General features: G+C 72.0%; 17 protein-coding genes. 11 read left to right on the forward strand and 6 right to left on the reverse strand.

Features of this window, described 5'->3' with window-relative positions; genetic code table 11:
- Window positions 1–315: 315 nt before the first annotated feature.
- Window positions 316–825 carry a DUF1801 domain-containing protein gene (locus AB0I28_RS38005; protein ID WP_357500979.1) on the reverse strand — a complete coding sequence of 170 codons (510 nt, stop codon included), beginning with the start codon at window positions 823–825 and terminating at the stop codon, window positions 316–318.
- A 214-nt stretch (window positions 826–1039) separates the two neighbouring features.
- Between AB0I28_RS38005 and AB0I28_RS38010 the strand changes: the two genes are divergently transcribed.
- Window positions 1040–1975, forward strand: a complete 936-nt coding sequence (locus AB0I28_RS38010; RefSeq protein ID WP_357500980.1) for a hypothetical protein — start codon at window positions 1040–1042, stop codon at window positions 1973–1975.
- A gap of 13 nt (window positions 1976–1988) precedes the next feature.
- Here the strand turns inward: AB0I28_RS38010 and AB0I28_RS38015 are convergent, their stop codons facing one another.
- From AB0I28_RS38015 to AB0I28_RS38030, 4 genes are read right to left on the reverse strand one after another with little or no spacing between them, the layout of a single operon-like run.
- Window positions 1989–2975: an LLM class flavin-dependent oxidoreductase gene (locus AB0I28_RS38015; protein WP_357500981.1), complete on the reverse strand. Its 987-nt coding sequence runs from the start codon at window positions 2973–2975 to the stop codon at window positions 1989–1991.
- Between the two features lie 50 nt (window positions 2976–3025).
- The gene (locus tag AB0I28_RS38020; protein WP_357500982.1) at window positions 3026–3622 is read right to left on the reverse strand and encodes a hypothetical protein; all 597 of its coding nucleotides are present in this window, start codon (window positions 3620–3622) and stop codon (window positions 3026–3028) included.
- Entirely contained in the window at window positions 3582–5150 is a 1569-nt protein-coding gene (locus tag AB0I28_RS38025; RefSeq protein ID WP_357500983.1) for a PH domain-containing protein, read from the reverse strand. Before AB0I28_RS38025 ends, AB0I28_RS38020 begins: the two co-directional genes overlap by 41 nt.
- Window positions 5147–5665 carry a PH domain-containing protein gene (locus AB0I28_RS38030; RefSeq protein WP_357500984.1) on the reverse strand — a complete coding sequence of 173 codons (519 nt, stop codon included), beginning with the start codon at window positions 5663–5665 and terminating at the stop codon, window positions 5147–5149. Before AB0I28_RS38030 ends, AB0I28_RS38025 begins: the two co-directional genes overlap by 4 nt.
- Window positions 5666–5744: 79 nt before the next feature.
- Between AB0I28_RS38030 and AB0I28_RS38035 the strand changes: the two genes are divergently transcribed.
- The 5 genes from AB0I28_RS38035 to AB0I28_RS38055 all read left to right on the forward strand — a co-directional run bounded on the left by AB0I28_RS38035 (window position 5745) and on the right by AB0I28_RS38055 (window position 10396).
- Window positions 5745–6365: a TetR family transcriptional regulator C-terminal domain-containing protein gene (locus tag AB0I28_RS38035; RefSeq protein ID WP_357500985.1), complete on the forward strand. Its 621-nt coding sequence runs from the start codon at window positions 5745–5747 to the stop codon at window positions 6363–6365.
- A gap of 88 nt (window positions 6366–6453) precedes the next feature.
- Window positions 6454–8439, forward strand: a complete 1986-nt coding sequence (locus AB0I28_RS38040; RefSeq protein WP_357500986.1) for a hypothetical protein — start codon at window positions 6454–6456, stop codon at window positions 8437–8439.
- Between the two features lie 69 nt (window positions 8440–8508).
- Complete coding sequence (locus tag AB0I28_RS38045) at window positions 8509–9063, forward strand: YbaK/EbsC family protein (RefSeq protein WP_357500987.1); 555 nt, start codon at window positions 8509–8511, stop codon at window positions 9061–9063.
- A gap of 107 nt (window positions 9064–9170) precedes the next feature.
- Window positions 9171–9773 (forward strand): ATP-dependent Clp protease proteolytic subunit, encoded by a 603-nt coding sequence (locus tag AB0I28_RS38050; protein WP_357500988.1) that lies wholly within the window; start codon window positions 9171–9173, stop codon window positions 9771–9773.
- Between the two features lie 2 nt (window positions 9774–9775).
- Complete coding sequence (locus AB0I28_RS38055) at window positions 9776–10396, forward strand: ATP-dependent Clp protease proteolytic subunit (RefSeq protein WP_357500989.1); 621 nt, start codon at window positions 9776–9778, stop codon at window positions 10394–10396.
- Here the strand turns inward: AB0I28_RS38055 and AB0I28_RS38060 are convergent, their stop codons facing one another.
- Window positions 10397–10765: a helix-turn-helix transcriptional regulator gene (locus AB0I28_RS38060; RefSeq protein ID WP_357500990.1), complete on the reverse strand. Its 369-nt coding sequence runs from the start codon at window positions 10763–10765 to the stop codon at window positions 10397–10399.
- Window positions 10766–11347: 582 nt separating this feature from the next.
- Between AB0I28_RS38060 and AB0I28_RS38065 the strand changes: the two genes are divergently transcribed.
- Genes AB0I28_RS38065 through AB0I28_RS38085 form a run of 5 tightly spaced genes read left to right on the forward strand, consistent with a single transcriptional unit; the run spans window position 11348 to window position 15365 of the window.
- On the forward strand, window positions 11348–12745 hold the full coding sequence (locus AB0I28_RS38065; RefSeq protein ID WP_357500991.1) for a hypothetical protein: 1398 nt from the start codon (window positions 11348–11350) through the stop codon (window positions 12743–12745).
- Window positions 12745–13176, forward strand: coding sequence for a roadblock/LC7 domain-containing protein (locus AB0I28_RS38070; protein ID WP_357500992.1), 432 nt, complete (start codon window positions 12745–12747; stop codon window positions 13174–13176). Before AB0I28_RS38065 ends, AB0I28_RS38070 begins: the two co-directional genes overlap by 1 nt.
- Entirely contained in the window at window positions 13173–13541 is a 369-nt protein-coding gene (locus tag AB0I28_RS38075; protein ID WP_357500993.1) for a DUF742 domain-containing protein, read from the forward strand. The genes AB0I28_RS38070 and AB0I28_RS38075 overlap by 4 nt, the downstream gene beginning before the upstream one ends.
- Window positions 13516–14121, forward strand: coding sequence for an ATP/GTP-binding protein (locus AB0I28_RS38080; RefSeq protein ID WP_357500994.1), 606 nt, complete (start codon window positions 13516–13518; stop codon window positions 14119–14121). Before AB0I28_RS38075 ends, AB0I28_RS38080 begins: the two co-directional genes overlap by 26 nt.
- Window positions 14118–15365, forward strand: coding sequence for a cytochrome P450 (locus AB0I28_RS38085; protein ID WP_357500995.1), 1248 nt, complete (start codon window positions 14118–14120; stop codon window positions 15363–15365). The genes AB0I28_RS38080 and AB0I28_RS38085 overlap by 4 nt, the downstream gene beginning before the upstream one ends.
- Window positions 15366–15376: the final 11 nt, after the last annotated feature.

The raw sequence follows: 15376 nt of genomic DNA on the forward strand, positions 1-15376 counted from the left end.
AGCTCCGCCCCGGACCCCGCTGGGACTCCGTCCCAGACCCTGCTGGGAGGCTTCGCCCCCAGACCCCCACCAGGAACTCCGTCCCTGGACCCGGAACTCTCGCCTCGGCTACGGGCCGTACTTCCCTGCCCTTGAGCGGCCGGCTTCGCCACGGCCGCAGGCGGGCCGCCGGCCGGCCGGCCCTCCATCCCGGGCACCCGCCAGTTCAGGCGTCATCCCGGGCCGGGACCGGCCGCTCCACGTCGGGCACCCGCCAGTTCAGGCGTAACCCCGGCCGGGGACCCGGCACCGGAGGAGGTGCCGCAGCCCGATCCCCTACCCCGCAGGCGTTTCGTTAGCCTCCGACCCAGCAAGCACAGCCCCAGCAAGCACAGCCCCAGTAAGCACAGCCCGCCGCACCAGCTTCGCGATGCGCTCTGCCTCGGCCTCGCCGAGGCGGGGGATCGCGAAGTATGTTCCCCACAGGTCGCCGTCGTCCAGTTTGGCCTGGTCGCTGAATCCGAGGGTGGCGTAGCGGGTCTTGAATTTCTGGGCGCTCTGGAAGAAGCACACGACCTTCCCGTCCTTGGTGTAGGCGGGCATGCCGTACCAGAGTTTGGCGGTGAGGTCGGGCGCGTTGTCGGTGATGATGTCGTGGAGGCGTTCGGCGATGGTGCGGTCGGTCTCGCGCATCTTGGCGATCTTCGCCCGGACGCTCTTGTCGCCGCTGGCCTTCGACTTGTCGCGGCGGGCCTCTTCCTTGAGCTCCCTGGCGCGGTCTTTCATGGCGTCGCGTTCTTCGGTGCTGAAGGTGCCGCCGGTGGCAACGCTGTCTTGAGTGTTCATCGTGTGTCCTTCTCTCTGGGCCGGGAGGCCGGACGTTCGGCCCGCCTCGCTTCTGACCACATGTCACCACCCGCGGCCACCTCCCGGCATCACCGCTGGGACACCGTGGGACACGCGCGGCGGCGCCTGCCTGGGCAGAGGGGACCTTGATCCACGCACCCGGGCTGGGACGCGGTCCGTCCCACATGTCGCAGGGCCGCGCTAGGCTGCCGCGATGAACGTGGTGGACCAGCTCCTCGATTCCGATCCCGCGATCCGCTGGCAGGTCCTGTGCGACCTCGCCGGCGCCCCGCCCGCCGACGTCGCGAGCGAACGCGCCCGCGTGGAGCATCTGGGGTGGGGTGCCCGCCTTCTGGCGCTGGAGGATCCCGACGGCCTGTGGGACGGCGGTGCCCTGTTCCCGGTCCCGCCGGCGGTGGGGGAGGACGGGCAGCCCTGGACGACGACGGCGCACACGCTTCAGACCCTCCAGATCCTCGGCCTTGAGCCGGGCTGCGTGCCGGCGCGGCGGGCGGTGGCGCTCGTCGCCGACAACGCGCGCTGGGAGAACCAGGGGCAACGGTTCTTCGACGGCGAGGTCGAGCCGTGCATCAACGGCCGGACGATCGCGACGGGCGCCTACTTCGGCGTGGACGTGGCGCCGATCGTCGAGCGCGTGCTCGCCGAGCGCCTGCCCGACGGCGGGTGGAACTGCCAGGCGGAGTACGGCTCGGTGCGCTCGTCGTTCGACACGACCATCAACGTCCTCGACGGCCTGCTCGCCTACGAGCGCGCGACCGGCGGCTCGCGGGCCGTCCGGGAGGCCCTGCGCGGCGGCGAGGAGTACTTGCTGGAGCGGGGCCTGTTCCGCCGAGCGAGCACCGGCGAGGTCGTCGTCCCCGAGTACCTGGACTTCGCGTTCCCGTACTACTGGCACTACGACGTGCTCCGCGCGCTCGACTATTTCCGCGGCGCGGGCGCGGACCCGGATCCGCGCATGGCCGAGGCGGTGGAGCTGGTCCGCTCGAAGCGCCGGCCGGACGGCTTCTGGACGCTCGACCGCGTCCATCCGGGGCGCGTGCACTTCTCGATGGAGGGCGGCCCGGGGGAGCCGAGCATGTGGAACACCCTGCGGGCGCTGCGCGTGCTGCGATGGTGGGACGGCGCCTAGGCGGGCCCTCTTGTCAAGCCCGCACGGTCGCCAGTGCCGCCAGCCGACGGTAGGAGTCGAGCCGCTCGGCCGGGTCGAAGGTGTTGAGCGTCACCAGGATCTCCTCGGCCCCGGTCGCGTCCAGGAGCTCGCCGACGGCCTCGGCGACCTCCGCCTCGGTGCCGTGGATCTGCGAGCCTCGCGCCTCGTCGAGGAAGCGCCGTTCGCGCTCGTCGGGCACGGGGATGTCGGCGACCGCCGACAGTGCGGGGAACACGCCCCTGGTGCGTGACACGACCGTCGCCCATGCTTCGGGGAGCTGTAGCAGTGCGGCCCGCTCGGAGGTCTCGGCGACGGCGATGTTGGCCGCAACGATCACGTAGGGCGCCGGTGCCTGCGCCGACGGGCGGAAGGCGTCCCGGTAGCGCTCGATCGCGCCGACGAGCCGTCCCCGGTCGCGGCCGGAGGCGATCACCAGGGGGAGCCCCTGCGCGGCGGCGATGTCGGCGCCGCCGTCGATGGCCAGCACGAACGCGGGCACGCGCAGTCCTTCGACGGGCACGGCGTGCACGCCCGGGTGGACCCGCTGGGTCCCGTCGAGCCAGCCCAGCAGCTCGGCGAGGCGCTCACCGAAGTCGTCGACGACCTCCTTGCCGACCCCGAGGGCGCGGCGGATGCCGTTGGTGAAGCCGACCGAGCGGCCCAGGCCCATGTCGATGCGGCCGGGGAACAGCGACTCCAGTACCCCGAACTGCTCGGCGACGATCAGCGGCCGGTGGTTGGGCAGCATCACGCCGCCGGTCCCGACCCGGATCCGCGAGGTCGCGGAGGCGACCGCCGCGGCCAGCACGGTCGGCGCCGAACCGGCCACGCCGGGCACCGAGTGGTGCTCGGAGACCCAGAAGCGGTGGTAGCCGAGGTCTTCGATCCGGCGGGCGAAGTCGACGGTGTCGCGCAGCGCGGCCGCCGTGTCCTGGCCGGCCCGGACGAGGGAGCGGTCGAGCACCGAGAACCTGGTCATGTCCAAGACCAACAGCCGGCGCCGTCGTGGATTCCCGAAGGTGGCGAGGGCTACTCTCCGGCCTGGCGCAGGTCGTCGTCGACGCCGTCGTCCTCCAGCTGTTCGAGCAGTTCGCGGGCCGACGCCGCGGCGGGGCCGGACCCGGCGGCCAGCTCGGCGATGAGGTCGACGTACTCCTCCCACGGCTGGTAGCGCACGGCGAACAGGGCCGCCTCGGCGACGGTGGCGTCGGCCGAGGCCAGGTGCCGCGACACCCGCGAGTAGAAGCGCGGGTCGTGCGAGGACGGCGCGCCGAGCCCGAGGAGCAGTATCGCCTCGGCGAGGTCGCGGGGCCGCTGCCCGGCGTCGACGCCGGCGAGGAGTTCGGCCAGCCGCCACGTGTCGAGGACCGTTTCGGCCAGTTCGACGGCGCCGCGCAGCTCGACCGGGTCGGCGGAGGTGACCACCAGGAAGGGGAGCCCGGTGGCGAGGTCCTCCCGGTAGACGAGGCCGGGGCCGGTGTCGGCGTGCCAGATGACGGTTCGCGCGATCTCGGCGTCCTCGTCGGCGGCGACGTCCATCCGTTTGGTGTAACCGAGTGCGGCGGCGTGCTTGCCGACATCGGCCTCATCGCCGTGACGTAGGACCAATCGCCTGCTGACCAACATGCCCGGTGACCCTACTCGTTTCGGCGCCGGGCCGCTGAGAGGCGGCCGTCTCCTGTGGACTCGGCGGCTCCTCGGGCCAGACCAGGAACTCGGCCAGAATGCCCGGCGCCGCACCCTCGGCGAACCCGATCGCCTCGTCGGCGGCCATGTCCGGGATCCGGTAGCCGTGCCGTCCGGCGGCCACGGCGGCGGTGAGGCCGACCAGGCCCGCGCGCCGCCCGAAAGGGCTGCTGGTGAACGTCCAGGCGAGGACGGCGTCGCGGTCGAGGGCGACGGTGTCGCGGCTGAAGGTGCCGCTGCGGATGAGCAGGTGGTGACCCTCGACGGCGTGCCCGAGTGAACGGTGGGCGTCGGCGGCGAGCCACCAGGTCGCCGGAAGCGAGGCCAGGGACCAGATCCAGGCTCCGTGGAACCAGGACGGTCCGAAAAGGACGGCCGCGACCGCGAAGGCCGCCGTGCCCGGCAGGACCGCGAAGAACAGGCCCCGGCGCAGCCGCCGGGAGAAGGCCGCGCGGGGGTGGGCGATCAGGTCGGGTGCCGACAGCGTCCCGGGCGTGGCGCCGGAGACTCGGGCGGCGACCGACACGCTTTCGGCTCGCGGCGCCGGGGGCAGGATCCGGCTGCGCGAGCGGGTCTCCTCGGCGTCGCCGAGTCCGCCCGCGACGGCCCGCACCATCGCGCCGCCACCGGCGCGCAGCAGCAGCGGCTCGGCGAGTTCGGCACCGCGCAGGCGCCGCCGCTCCATCGTGACCGAGCGGGTCGTGAACAGGCCGCGCCGGACCGAGAGTTCGTCCCGGTCGCTCCATGCGAGCCGAAAGTGCCACCAGTTCTCGACGTACATGGCCGTGGCGCCGAGGGCGCCGAGGAGGACGACGGCCAGGATGAGCAGCGGGACCGTGAGCCACAGGGCGCTTTTGCCGAATTCCTCGAAGGCGCCGCGGACCAGCGGCAGCCGCCACGGTTCGATGCCGACCGAGTCGAGCACGCGGTAGAGGGACCCGACGGCGATGCCGAGGCCGCCGAAGGCCCAGAAGGTCAGCGGCGCGTAGCGCAACCAGCGTACGTCCATAGTGGACAGAACACTGTGGATGCCGCCGGACCCGCTCGCCGACAGGCGTGACCGCAGTTCGCGCGCCTCGGCGGCGGGCAGGGCGTCGAGGACGAGCTCGCCCGACCCGGCCGTGCCGATCCGCAGCACGGCGATGCCCAGGACGCGGTGCAGTGGACCGGCGGTGATGTCGGCGTAGCGGACGCGGTCGAGCGGTACCGAGCGCTCGCGGCGGCCGAACAGCCGCCAGGACATCTCGACGGCCTCGCCGGTGAGGCGGTAGCGGGTGGTCCGCAGGCGGACCAGGGCGATGGCCAGGACGACGAGGAAGGCCGCCGCCGTCGAGCCGGTGATGATCCAGAAGCGCGCGTCGAAGCGCCCGCCGGTGGCCAGGGCCGCCAGGATCGCCGATCCCAGCGGTGGGAGCAGCCAGGTGGCGCGGACGAGAGCCGTGCGCGGGGAGAGCCTGTGGCCGTTCATGCCGCGTCCCGCCTCTCCAGGCGGGCGGACTCGCCGATGCGGGCGGCGAGCTGCTCGGCGTCGGCCCTCGACAGGCCCGCGACGGTGACCTGGGCGGCGGTGGAGGCGGTGGTCATGGTGACGCTGGCCAGCCCGAAGGCCCGCTGGATGGGGCCCTGGACGGTGTCGACGGTCTGGACCCGCGACAGCGGCGTGATGCGGTGCTTGCGCCACCACCAGCCGGAGGCGGCGTAGAGCGCGTCCTCGCCCAGCTCCCAGGCGTGGACGCGGTAGCGCAGGCGCGGCATCGCGATGAGGTAGGCGAGGCCGGGGATCACGCAGGTGATCGCGAGCAGCGGCGCCAGCCAGGGCAGCGCGCCGGGGAAGAACAGGACGGAGAGCACGAGGAGCGTGCACGCTGCCAGGAGCGCGGGGCCGCTGAAGACGACGAGGGCCTGCACCGTCCACCAGCGCCGGGCACGGGGGTCGACGCGAAACCGGGGCGGACGAAGCCGGACGACGGGAGGGGCGGTCACCGGTACACCTTCCAAGTCAATTGTATTGGAAACACTTCGCCCACCATAGCAGTACACTTGACCTGAAAAGGAGGTCGCCGTGCCCAAGCGCGTGGATCATGAGGCCAGACGGCAGAAGATCGCCGAAGCCCTGTGGCGGATCGCCGGCACCCGCGGCCTCGACAAGGCCAGCCTCCGCGAGGTCGCCCACGAGGCCGGCATCTCCCTCGGTCAGCTACAGCACTACTTCGCCGGCCGCGACGAGATGCTCGTCTTCGCCTCCAACCACATCAGCGAACTCGCCGACCGCCAGATCCGCGCCCGCCTCGCCGCGGCCTTCCCCGACCGGCCGCCCACCCCCTACGAGATGCTGCGGGTGTGCCTGCGCGGCATGCTCCCCCTCGACGACAACACCCGCACCGGCATCCTCGTGCAGATCGCCTATTTCAGCCGCGCCGTCCGCGACGCCCGGATGCGCGAACCGGCGAGGAAGGGCATCCCGCCGCTGCTCGCCTGGTTCGCCGAGCTCCTGCGCGCCGGAGTCGAACGCGGCGAGATCGCCGCCGACCGCGACCTCGACGCCGAGGCGATGCTGCTGCTCGCGCTCGCCGACGGTCTGACGACCTACGTGATGCTGGAGGTCCACGAGGCCGAGCGAGCCGCCGAACTGATCGACTACCAACTCGGGCGGCTGTTCGAGGGCGTCCCGGCGCCCGGCTGAGACCGTCCACATCAGATCCGCTTGCAACCGCGCGGGCACCCGGCCCCGTTTACGGGGAAGAGTCCCCGAGGTTCTCAGAGGAGTTCTGGTGCGATTGCGACGAGTGACGCCGCTGCTGGCGGCCGCCGCCGTTCTGCTGACGGCCGTTCCGGCCGTTGCCGAGCAGACCGAGGAGGCCGCGCCGCCTGCCGCGGCCTCAGACCATGTCCGGTCGGTGATACTGCCGACCGGCGACCGGGTGAGCCTGCTCCCCGGCGGCCGATACGGATACGAGCCCGCCGTCGGCCGAGAGGAGGTCGGCCACCTCAGCGCGACGGCGCTCGACGGCTCGGGCGACGTCAGCTTCATCCCGGCCGATGTGGCCGGCGACTTCGCCGGCGGCGGCCTCGATCCCCGCCGCTTCAACGTCTCGGCGCTCATGCGCGCCGGGATCACCGACGCGGCGAGCGCCGTGCTCACCGACGAGCGCCCGTACGAGGGCCTCGTTCCCGCCGGCGGCGGCCTCGCCGAGGACGAGACCCGGGCGGTCACCGTCACCTTCCGCGACAGGGCCGGCCTCGTGCCGGACACCGTCCGGGCGAGCATCGTCTCGGCCGACGGCATGGTCTGGGAGGGCGTCTACCTCGACGGCACCGCCTCCGGGACCGTCGAACTGCCGCCGGGCGAGTACGGCCTGACCGCCGACGTCATCACCGATCCGGCGGGTGATCACAAGGGCGCCTACGTCGCCGCCGTCAAGCGCTTCACCGTCGGCGACGGGCCGCTTTCGGTCACCGTCGACGGGAGGAAGTCCGCGCTCGTCGGCACCCGTGTCGATCGCGAGACGACGCCGGGGCAGCGTGAGATCCTCCTGTCCTGGACCTCGGGCGGGGAAGAGCCCGGGGAGGTGGCGGCCGGCGCGTCCTTCGGGGCCGACCACAAGATGTACGCCACCCCCTCGGCCGATCCCGCCGTGCACTTCGCGCACGCCGAGATTCGCCGAAGCCCATCGGGAACCGTCGATCCCTACACCTACCGGCTGCTCTTCCTGGAGAGCGGGAAGGTCCCCGCCGACCTGTTCCGCGAGGTGGACGACGGCGAGCTCGCCGAGGTCGCCGTCGAGTACGGAGGTTTCGGCAAGCCGGTGAGCGGAGCCGGGCTCTGCATGAGCCAGGGGCACGCCGACCGCCGCCCGAGCCCGTCCTGTGTCGTGGAGACCGTCTCCCTGCCCTACCGGGGGACCGATCTCTTCGTCGCCGACCCCCGGCTCACCAACACCCCGGTCGTCGAGTTCTGGGACCGGACGGACGGTGTCTCGATCGGCTACGCCGCCGAGCAGCGGAGCTTCACCGCCGGCCGGCACGCGTGGCGGCTCGGTACCGGACCGCTGACCTACGGCATTCAGCCCTACGCCGCCGAGGACCCCGACGGGGACAAGGGCGCGTCGGGGAACTATCGCACCGACGACCTCCTCTATTTCGGCTTCGACCAACTCGGTGAGGGATCCGCCGGCGAGACGTACTGGATGTACGGCGGCGGCTTGGACGACTCCCCGATGGACAACGTCGTCGTCATCACCAAGGACGATGCGGAGATCAACCGGATCGAAGGCGACGTCAACTGGTTCGACACCGGTCTCTACCCCGGAGAGGCGGGCCGCTACCGGCTGACCATCGACGGAGGCCTCGACATCCCCTGGTCGAACCTGCTCACCGAGTCCACCCTGGACTGGGAGTTCGAGACCGCACCGGCCGAGCCCGGCGTCTCGACGCCCCTGCCGTTCTCCCTGGTCCTCTTCGGTGCCGATGACGTCTTCGGCGGCGTCGCCGATCGCGACGCCCCGCAGAAGGTGACGCTGGACTACACCTCGCAGCCCGGCGGCACCGAGGCCACCGCGTCGTCGCTGGGCCTTGAGATCTCCTACGACGAGGGCGCCACCTGGACCGCCGTGGGCCTCACCCGCGACGGCGACCACGCCACCGCGACCCTCCACCACCCGGCCGGGGCGGAGTTCGTCTCGGTCCGCACCTCCGCCACCGACGACCTCGGCTCGGCGGTCACCCAGACCACCGTCCGGACCTACGCGCTCGACTGACCGCTGTGAGGGTGCCCGGGTCATCGGGCACCCTCACACCCGCTGAGAGCGGGATGGTTTGCTGGTCACATGGTTGACGCACCTTTCGGATCCTTCGACAACGTCCGGCCCGCAGTCGAGCGCGCCGACCTCCTCGTCGCGCCCGTCGCCGCGGCGCTCAAGCGCTGGTCGGCCACCGACCCGGTCGAGTCCGTCCTCTTCGTCGACACCGACCCGGAGAAGGCCGACACCGCCGCCTTCTGCGAGGCCTACGACGTCGCCCCCGAGGTCGGCGCCAACTGCGTCATCGTGGCCGCCCGCAGGGGAGAGACCACCACCCTGGCCGCCTGCGTCGTGCTCGCCACGACCCGCCTCGACGTCAACAAGGCCGTCCGCAAGCACCTCGGCGCCCGCAAGGCTTCCTTCGCGCCCATGGACGTCGCCGTCGCCGAGACCGGCATGGAGTACGGCGGCATCACTCCGATCGGGCTCCCCGACGGCTGGCCGCTGCTCATCGACGCCGCCGTGGCCGCCACGCCCCATGTCCTCATCGGCAGCGGGGCCCGCCGGGGCAAGCTCATCCTGCCCGGCCGCGCGCTCGGCGAGCAGCCGCACGCCGAGGTCGTCACCGGCCTCGCCGGCTAGTTCTCTGCTGAGAGCAGATCGCCTTGTCCGGGGCGGTTTCGGCGACCCATTGTTGGCCACGGGACGGATCACCGCCGTCCCGTTGAAGCCGACCACGGGAGCACCCGATGCAGACCACGTTCAGCGGATCACTCGACGACCAGCTGGCCGCCCGACTCCTCCAGCAGCGCATCATCGTGCTGGGCACCGAGGTCGACGACCCGGTCGCCAACCGCCTGTGCGCCCAGTTGCTGCTGCTGTCGGCCGAGGATCCGCGCGGCGACATCAGCCTCTACATCAACTCGCCGGGCGGCTCGGTCAGCGCCGGGCTCGCCATCTACGACACGATGCGCCTGATCCCCAACGACGTCAGCACCCTGGCGATGGGACTGGCCGGGAGCATGGGCCAGTTCCTGCTGTGCGCGGGCACGCGGGGTAAGCGCTACAGCCTTCCGCACTCGCAGATCCTGATGCACCAGGGCTCGGCGGGCTTCGGCGGCACCGCCGCCGACGTGGAGATCTACGCCGGGCAGCTGGAGCGGGTCGGGAGGCTGATGACCGGTCTGGTCGCCGAGCACACCGGCCAGGACGCCGAGACCGTCGAGAAGGACAGTCTCCGCGACCGCTGGTTCAGCGCTGAGGAGGCCCGCGAGTACGGGATGATCGACCACATCGTCGAGCACGTGTCCGACGTGCGGCCCGCCGTCGCGCAGCGCCGGGTGGGGGTCTGACGATGAGCCAGTACACGATCCCCACCGTCATCGAGCGGACCCCGACCGGCGAGCGGGCCTTCGACATCTACTCGCGGCTGCTGTCGGAGCGGATCATCTTCCTGGGCACCGAGATCGACGACGGCGTGGCCAACGTGATCATGGCGCAGCTGCTGCACCTGGAGTCGGCCAGCCCGGAGATGGAGATCGGTCTCTACATCAACTCGCCCGGCGGATCCTTCAGCGCGCTGACGGCCATCTACGACACGATGCAGTTCATCCGCCCCGACATCGCGACCTTCTGCATGGGCCAGGCGACCGGCGCGGCCGCCGTCCTGCTGGCGGCCGGCGCGCCCGGCCGGCGCTCGATGCTCGCGCACGCCAAGGTCATGCTGCACCAGCCGTCCAGCCAGGCCCGCGGAACGCTGCCGGACCTCGCCGTGCAGGCCAAGGAGGTGGCGCGGATGCGGGCGGACATGGAGGAGATCCTCAGCCTGCACACCGGGCACTCGGCCGAGAAGATCAAGGAGGACACCGACCGCGACATCACCTTCAAGGCGGACGCGGCGGTCGCCTACGGCCTGGCCGACAAGGTCATCACCAGCCGCAAGGCGAAAGGCAAGAAACTGGCCGTGGCACGCTGATCAGGCCGCCAGGCAGAAGACGTCGCCGGACCCGCGTGAAGCGGCGCGGGCCGGGACGGCTTCGATCCGCACGACGGGGGCCATGCGGGCGCGTTCGGCGGCGAGGTCGCGCGCGACCTCGGTGAGCACGTCGGCCAGGTCGACGCGCAGCGCGTCGCAGATGGCGGCCAGGACCTCCGAGGAGGCCTCCTTGCGGCCGCGTTCGAGCTCCGAGAGGTACTGCATCGACACCCGCGCCATGCGCGCGACGTCGGCCAGGGTCCGGCCCTGTTCGAGGCGGCTGCGGCGCAGGACGAGGCCGATGAGGGTGCGCAGCAGCAGCCGCGAACGGCGGCTGGCGAGGTCGTCGTTTCCGACCGGATCCGGCATGGCGCTTCTCCTGACCGCCTCGTGGCCCGGCACGCGGACCGGATGGCTCGCCTCCAGCTATACCGGGCTCCACGCGGGCCGCGCGCGTGTTTTCGCCGACGGCGTAAGGGATCGCCCGCCCGGCGGGCCGCCGCCCGTATCGAATGTGAATGTCTCTCGTTATCCCCTGTGGAGCCCGTTGCCCCTCGACGGAATGCTGTTAGTGTGTGCGGAATCGTCGGGTTCCCGGCTTTGATCGGGCTTGCCACGGCTCAGGCACGTTTTCGACGGCTCGAACCGTGACCTGAAGAGACCGTCTCGGCCGGCGGCATCGGATGGAGGGCGTACGGACACTGTGAGCTTCGGTGACGAAGACGCCCTCCGGCGAACGGACGCTTCTCCCCGCATTCCCCGCGACGGCTTCGGCCGCGTTTTCAGGAACCCGCTCTTAATTCGTCCCGCCCCGCCTTTCCCGGCCGTCGAAGGTCCGCGCGTGCCACCACACCCGCGGACCGGCGAGCCCTTCCATGCTCCCCAACGGGCGCCCCTCACGTCGGCGACGGCCCGGCGATCCCCGTCCCCTCGACCTCAGCGAGAGAACCGATGAGACCTGAAACAGCCGTGACGCTCCTGTGGTGCTCCGTCGCCGCCTTCGTACTGGCGGCGGCGCTGGCGGTCTACCTGGCGCGCACGGCCAAACGCCAGCGAGTCCGCGCCGACGCCCTGAAGGTGCGCCTCGACGCCCGCGACGGCGCCCTTGAGCACTTCGTCGGCAAGACCCTTCCCTCGGTGGCCGACTCGGTCACCCGGCCCGAGGCCCAGACCGGGGACTTCACCGCCCCGCGCATGGAGAACTCGCGCTTCTCGGAGAACCTGCGCGCCATCGCCGACCGCTACGCCGGCGACCTGCGGCGAATGCGCGAGGAGACCGGGGAGACCACCCGCCGCGAGGTCGAGAACGAGGCCCGCGAGGCGATCCGCGCCGCCGAGGAGTCGACGCTCAAACGCATCGAGACCGACTCCCACGACGTCACCGCGGCCGCCGTCCGCTCCTTCGGCAACTCCGTGGTCAGCCTCGGCGCCGACGTCGGTCAGGTCGTCAGCGCCGCCCTGCGCAAGCACCGCGAGGACGAGGTCTACGAGACCCTCACCCGCATCGACCACACCGTCCAGCAGATGATCCGGCAGGCCCAGTCCTACGTCATCGTCTGCGGCGGCCTGCCCGGGCGCCGCTGGCCGTCCCAGACCTTCACCGACGTCGTCGGCGGCGCCATGGGCCGCGTCCGCGACTACACCCGCGTGCAGCCCAAGCAGCTCGAACGCGGTGTCATCAGCCGCGCCGTCGAACCGCTCGTGCACACCGTCGCGACGCTGCTCGACAACGCGCTGCGCTACTCCCCGCCGACGTCCTATGTGGAGGTCGGCTTCCAGGAGGGCCACCACGGCGTGACCGTGATCGTCGACGACGCCGGCGTCCGCATGAACGCCGAGCAGCGCGAGTCGGCCCGCCAGATCCTGTCCGGCGAGCGGCCGGTCGACATCCACCAGCTCGGCCCCTCCCCGAAGGTCGGCTTCCCGGGCATCGCCGCCCTCGCCCGCCGCTACGGCTTCAGCGTCACCGTCGACGGACCCAACGCCTACGGAGGCATGCGCGCGATGGTCTTCGTTCCCGAGACCCTGCTGGTCACCCCCGCCGAGGACCGCGAGCCGGTCGTCGCCGCCGCGGCCACAACGCCCGCCGCGCCGGCTCCGGCGGCGAGCGCCGCCCCGTCCGCCGTCGCCGCGGCAATCGCCGAGGCGGAGTCGGCCGAACCCGCCGAGACCCCCGGCGGACTGCCCAAACGCCGGCGCCGCGCGGTCGCCGGCCCCGTCGCCAACGGGCACCACCCGCGCCCCAACAGTTCCGAACCCGCGCGGCCCGGCATCGCCGCCGCCTGGCACACCGGAACCCAGAGCGGCCGCGCCGCCGCGTCCGACCACACCGAAGGGACGACATCCTGATGGGCTCACGCCACGCACAGGTCGCCGACGGCAGGAACAACCTCGGCTGGCTGCTCAAGGAACTCGACGGCCCCGGCGTGCGCTTCGCGGTCCTGCTGTCCGACGACGGCATGCGCATCGCGCACTCCGAAGGCGTCGCCGTCGCCGACGCCGAACGCTTCGCCGCCGCCGCCTCGGGCCTTCAGTCCCTCGGCAAGGCCCTCTCGGAGTTCTGCGGCGGCCCGAGCAACGCCGTCCGCCAGAACATGACCGAGTACGACGAGGGCATGATCTTCATAACCGCCGCCGGCGACGGCGCCCTCCTCGGCGTGTCCACCACGACCGCCGTCGACGTCGGCCTCGTCGCGCACCGCATGAACCAGCTCGCCGCGCGGGTCGGACACGAGCTGGGCAGCGAGCCCCGGCGCGGCGACGGCGGCGGCCTGACATGAGCGGCCCGCGGCGAGATCCCGATCTGGTGCGGGCCTACGTCCGTACCGGCGGGCGCTCGCGGGCGACGCGGGACCTGGACCTGGTCACCCTCGTCGTCACCGCGAAGAACCCGCCCAAGGCCAACGCCAACCCGCAGGCCATGGCGCCCGACGCCCGCCGCGTGCTCGGGCTGTGCAGCACGCACGGTGCCCTCTCGATCGCCGAACTCGCCGCCTACCTCGACCTGCCGCCCTCGGTGGTCACGATCGTGGTCAGCGACCTGATGGACGGCGGTCACGTCGACTCGCCCGTCCCCGCCGAGTCGATGCCCGAGGTCGGCATGCTGGAGGAGGTGCTCAATGGGCTACGCGCCCTCGCGGTCTGACACGGCGGTCGACTACGTCGCCGACACCGTGACGCGTTCGGTGAAGCTGCTGGTCGCCGGGAACTTCGGCGTCGGCAAGACCACCTTCGTCGGCAGCGTCTCGGAGATCCGGCCGCTGCGGACCGAGGAGACCATCACCGAGGCCAGCGTCGGCGTCGACGACCTCGCCGGCCTGCCGGGCAAGACGCAGACCACGGTGGCGATGGACTTCGGCCGCATCACGGTCAGCGCGACCTTGGCGCTCTACCTGTTCGGCACACCCGGCCAGCGCCGCTTCCTGCCGATGTGGGACGACCTCGCGCGCGGCGCCCTCGGCGCGCTGGTGCTGGTCGACACCCGCCGCCTCGACCAGGCCGACGAGGTGCTCGCCGTGCTAGAGGAGCGCGGCGTGCCCTTCGCGGTCGCCGTCAACGAGTTCGACGGCGCCGCGCGCCACCCCCTCGAAGAGGTGCGCGAGGCCCTGGACCTCGACCCCGAGACGCCCCTGACGTCGGTCGACGCCAGGGACCGGGCCACGTGCGTGCGCGCCCTCATCACCCTCGCCGAATTCCTGTTCCACCGACTGGAGTCCCGCCCTTGAGCACCCAGCAGTCCTCCGCCTCCCCGCCGGTCTGCCCCGTCTCCTCGTCCCCGCCCCAGGGGTACCGCTACCCGCTCTACGCTCCCGAGTTCGCCACCGACCCGCACCGCGCCTACCGCGAGATGCGCGCCCGCTTCGGCACGCTCGTGCCGGTCGAGCTGTCCCCGGGCATCCCGGCGACACTCGTCATCGGCTACCACGCGGCGGTCCGCATCCTCAACGACCCGGAGCACTTCCCGGCCGACCCGCGCATGTGGCAGCGCGGTGTCGCCGAGGACTGCCCGGTCCGCCCGATGCTGGAGTGGCGCCCGAACGCGCTGCGCAGCGCCGGAGCCGAGCACGCCCGCTACCGGCAGGCCAACACCTCCGCCCTCGACGGCGTGGACCTGCACGCGCTGCACGCCACGGTCGAACGGCTCGCCGTCCCGCTGATCAACTCCTTCTGCGCCGAGGGATCGGCCGACCTGCTCACCCAGTACGCGTGGCCGCTGACCTTCCAGGTCGTCAACGCCATGCTGGGCTGCCCGCCCGAGATCGGCGAGCGTGTCGCCAAGGGCATGGCGGCGCTGTTCGAGCTGGACGATCCGCAGGCCGCCAACGACATGCTCACCGCGGCGCTCGTCGAGCTGGTCGGGTTGAAGAAGGAGGTCGCGCAAGACGACGTCACCTCGCGACTGATGAAGCACCCGACAGGGCTCGACGACGTCGAGATGATCCACCAGCTGGTGACCCTGTACGGCGCCGGGATCGAGCCGCTGACGAACCTGATCGCCAACACGCTGCGCCTGATGCTCACCGACGAGCGCTTCGCCGGGAACGTCCTCGGCGGGAGCCTGTCGGCCCGCGACGCCCTCGACGAGGTGCTGTTCGAGGACCCGCCGATGGCGAACTACTGCATGTCGTACCCGCCCCAGCCGATCATGATCGACGACGTGTGGCTGCCGGCGCACCAGCCTGTCCTGATCAGCCTTGCCGGGTGCAACAACGATCCGGCGATCGCCGCCGGCGACCGCACCGACAACCGCTCGCACCTGGCGTGGAGCATCGGCCCGCACGCGTGCCCGGCGCAGTCGGCGGCCTACCTGATCGCCCAGGACGCCATCGACCAGATCCTCGACGCCCTCCCCGAGATCCGCCTCGCCGTGCCCGCCGACCGGCTCCAGTGGCGGCCCGGCCCGTTCGCGAGGTCGCTGGCGGCACTGCCCGTGGTCTTCCCCGCCTCGCCTCCCCTCACCGCGTTTTAGGAGAACCCCTG

Source organism: Phytomonospora sp. NPDC050363, from assembly GCF_040655735.1.
Lineage (GTDB): Bacteria > Actinomycetota > Actinomycetes > Mycobacteriales > Micromonosporaceae > Phytomonospora.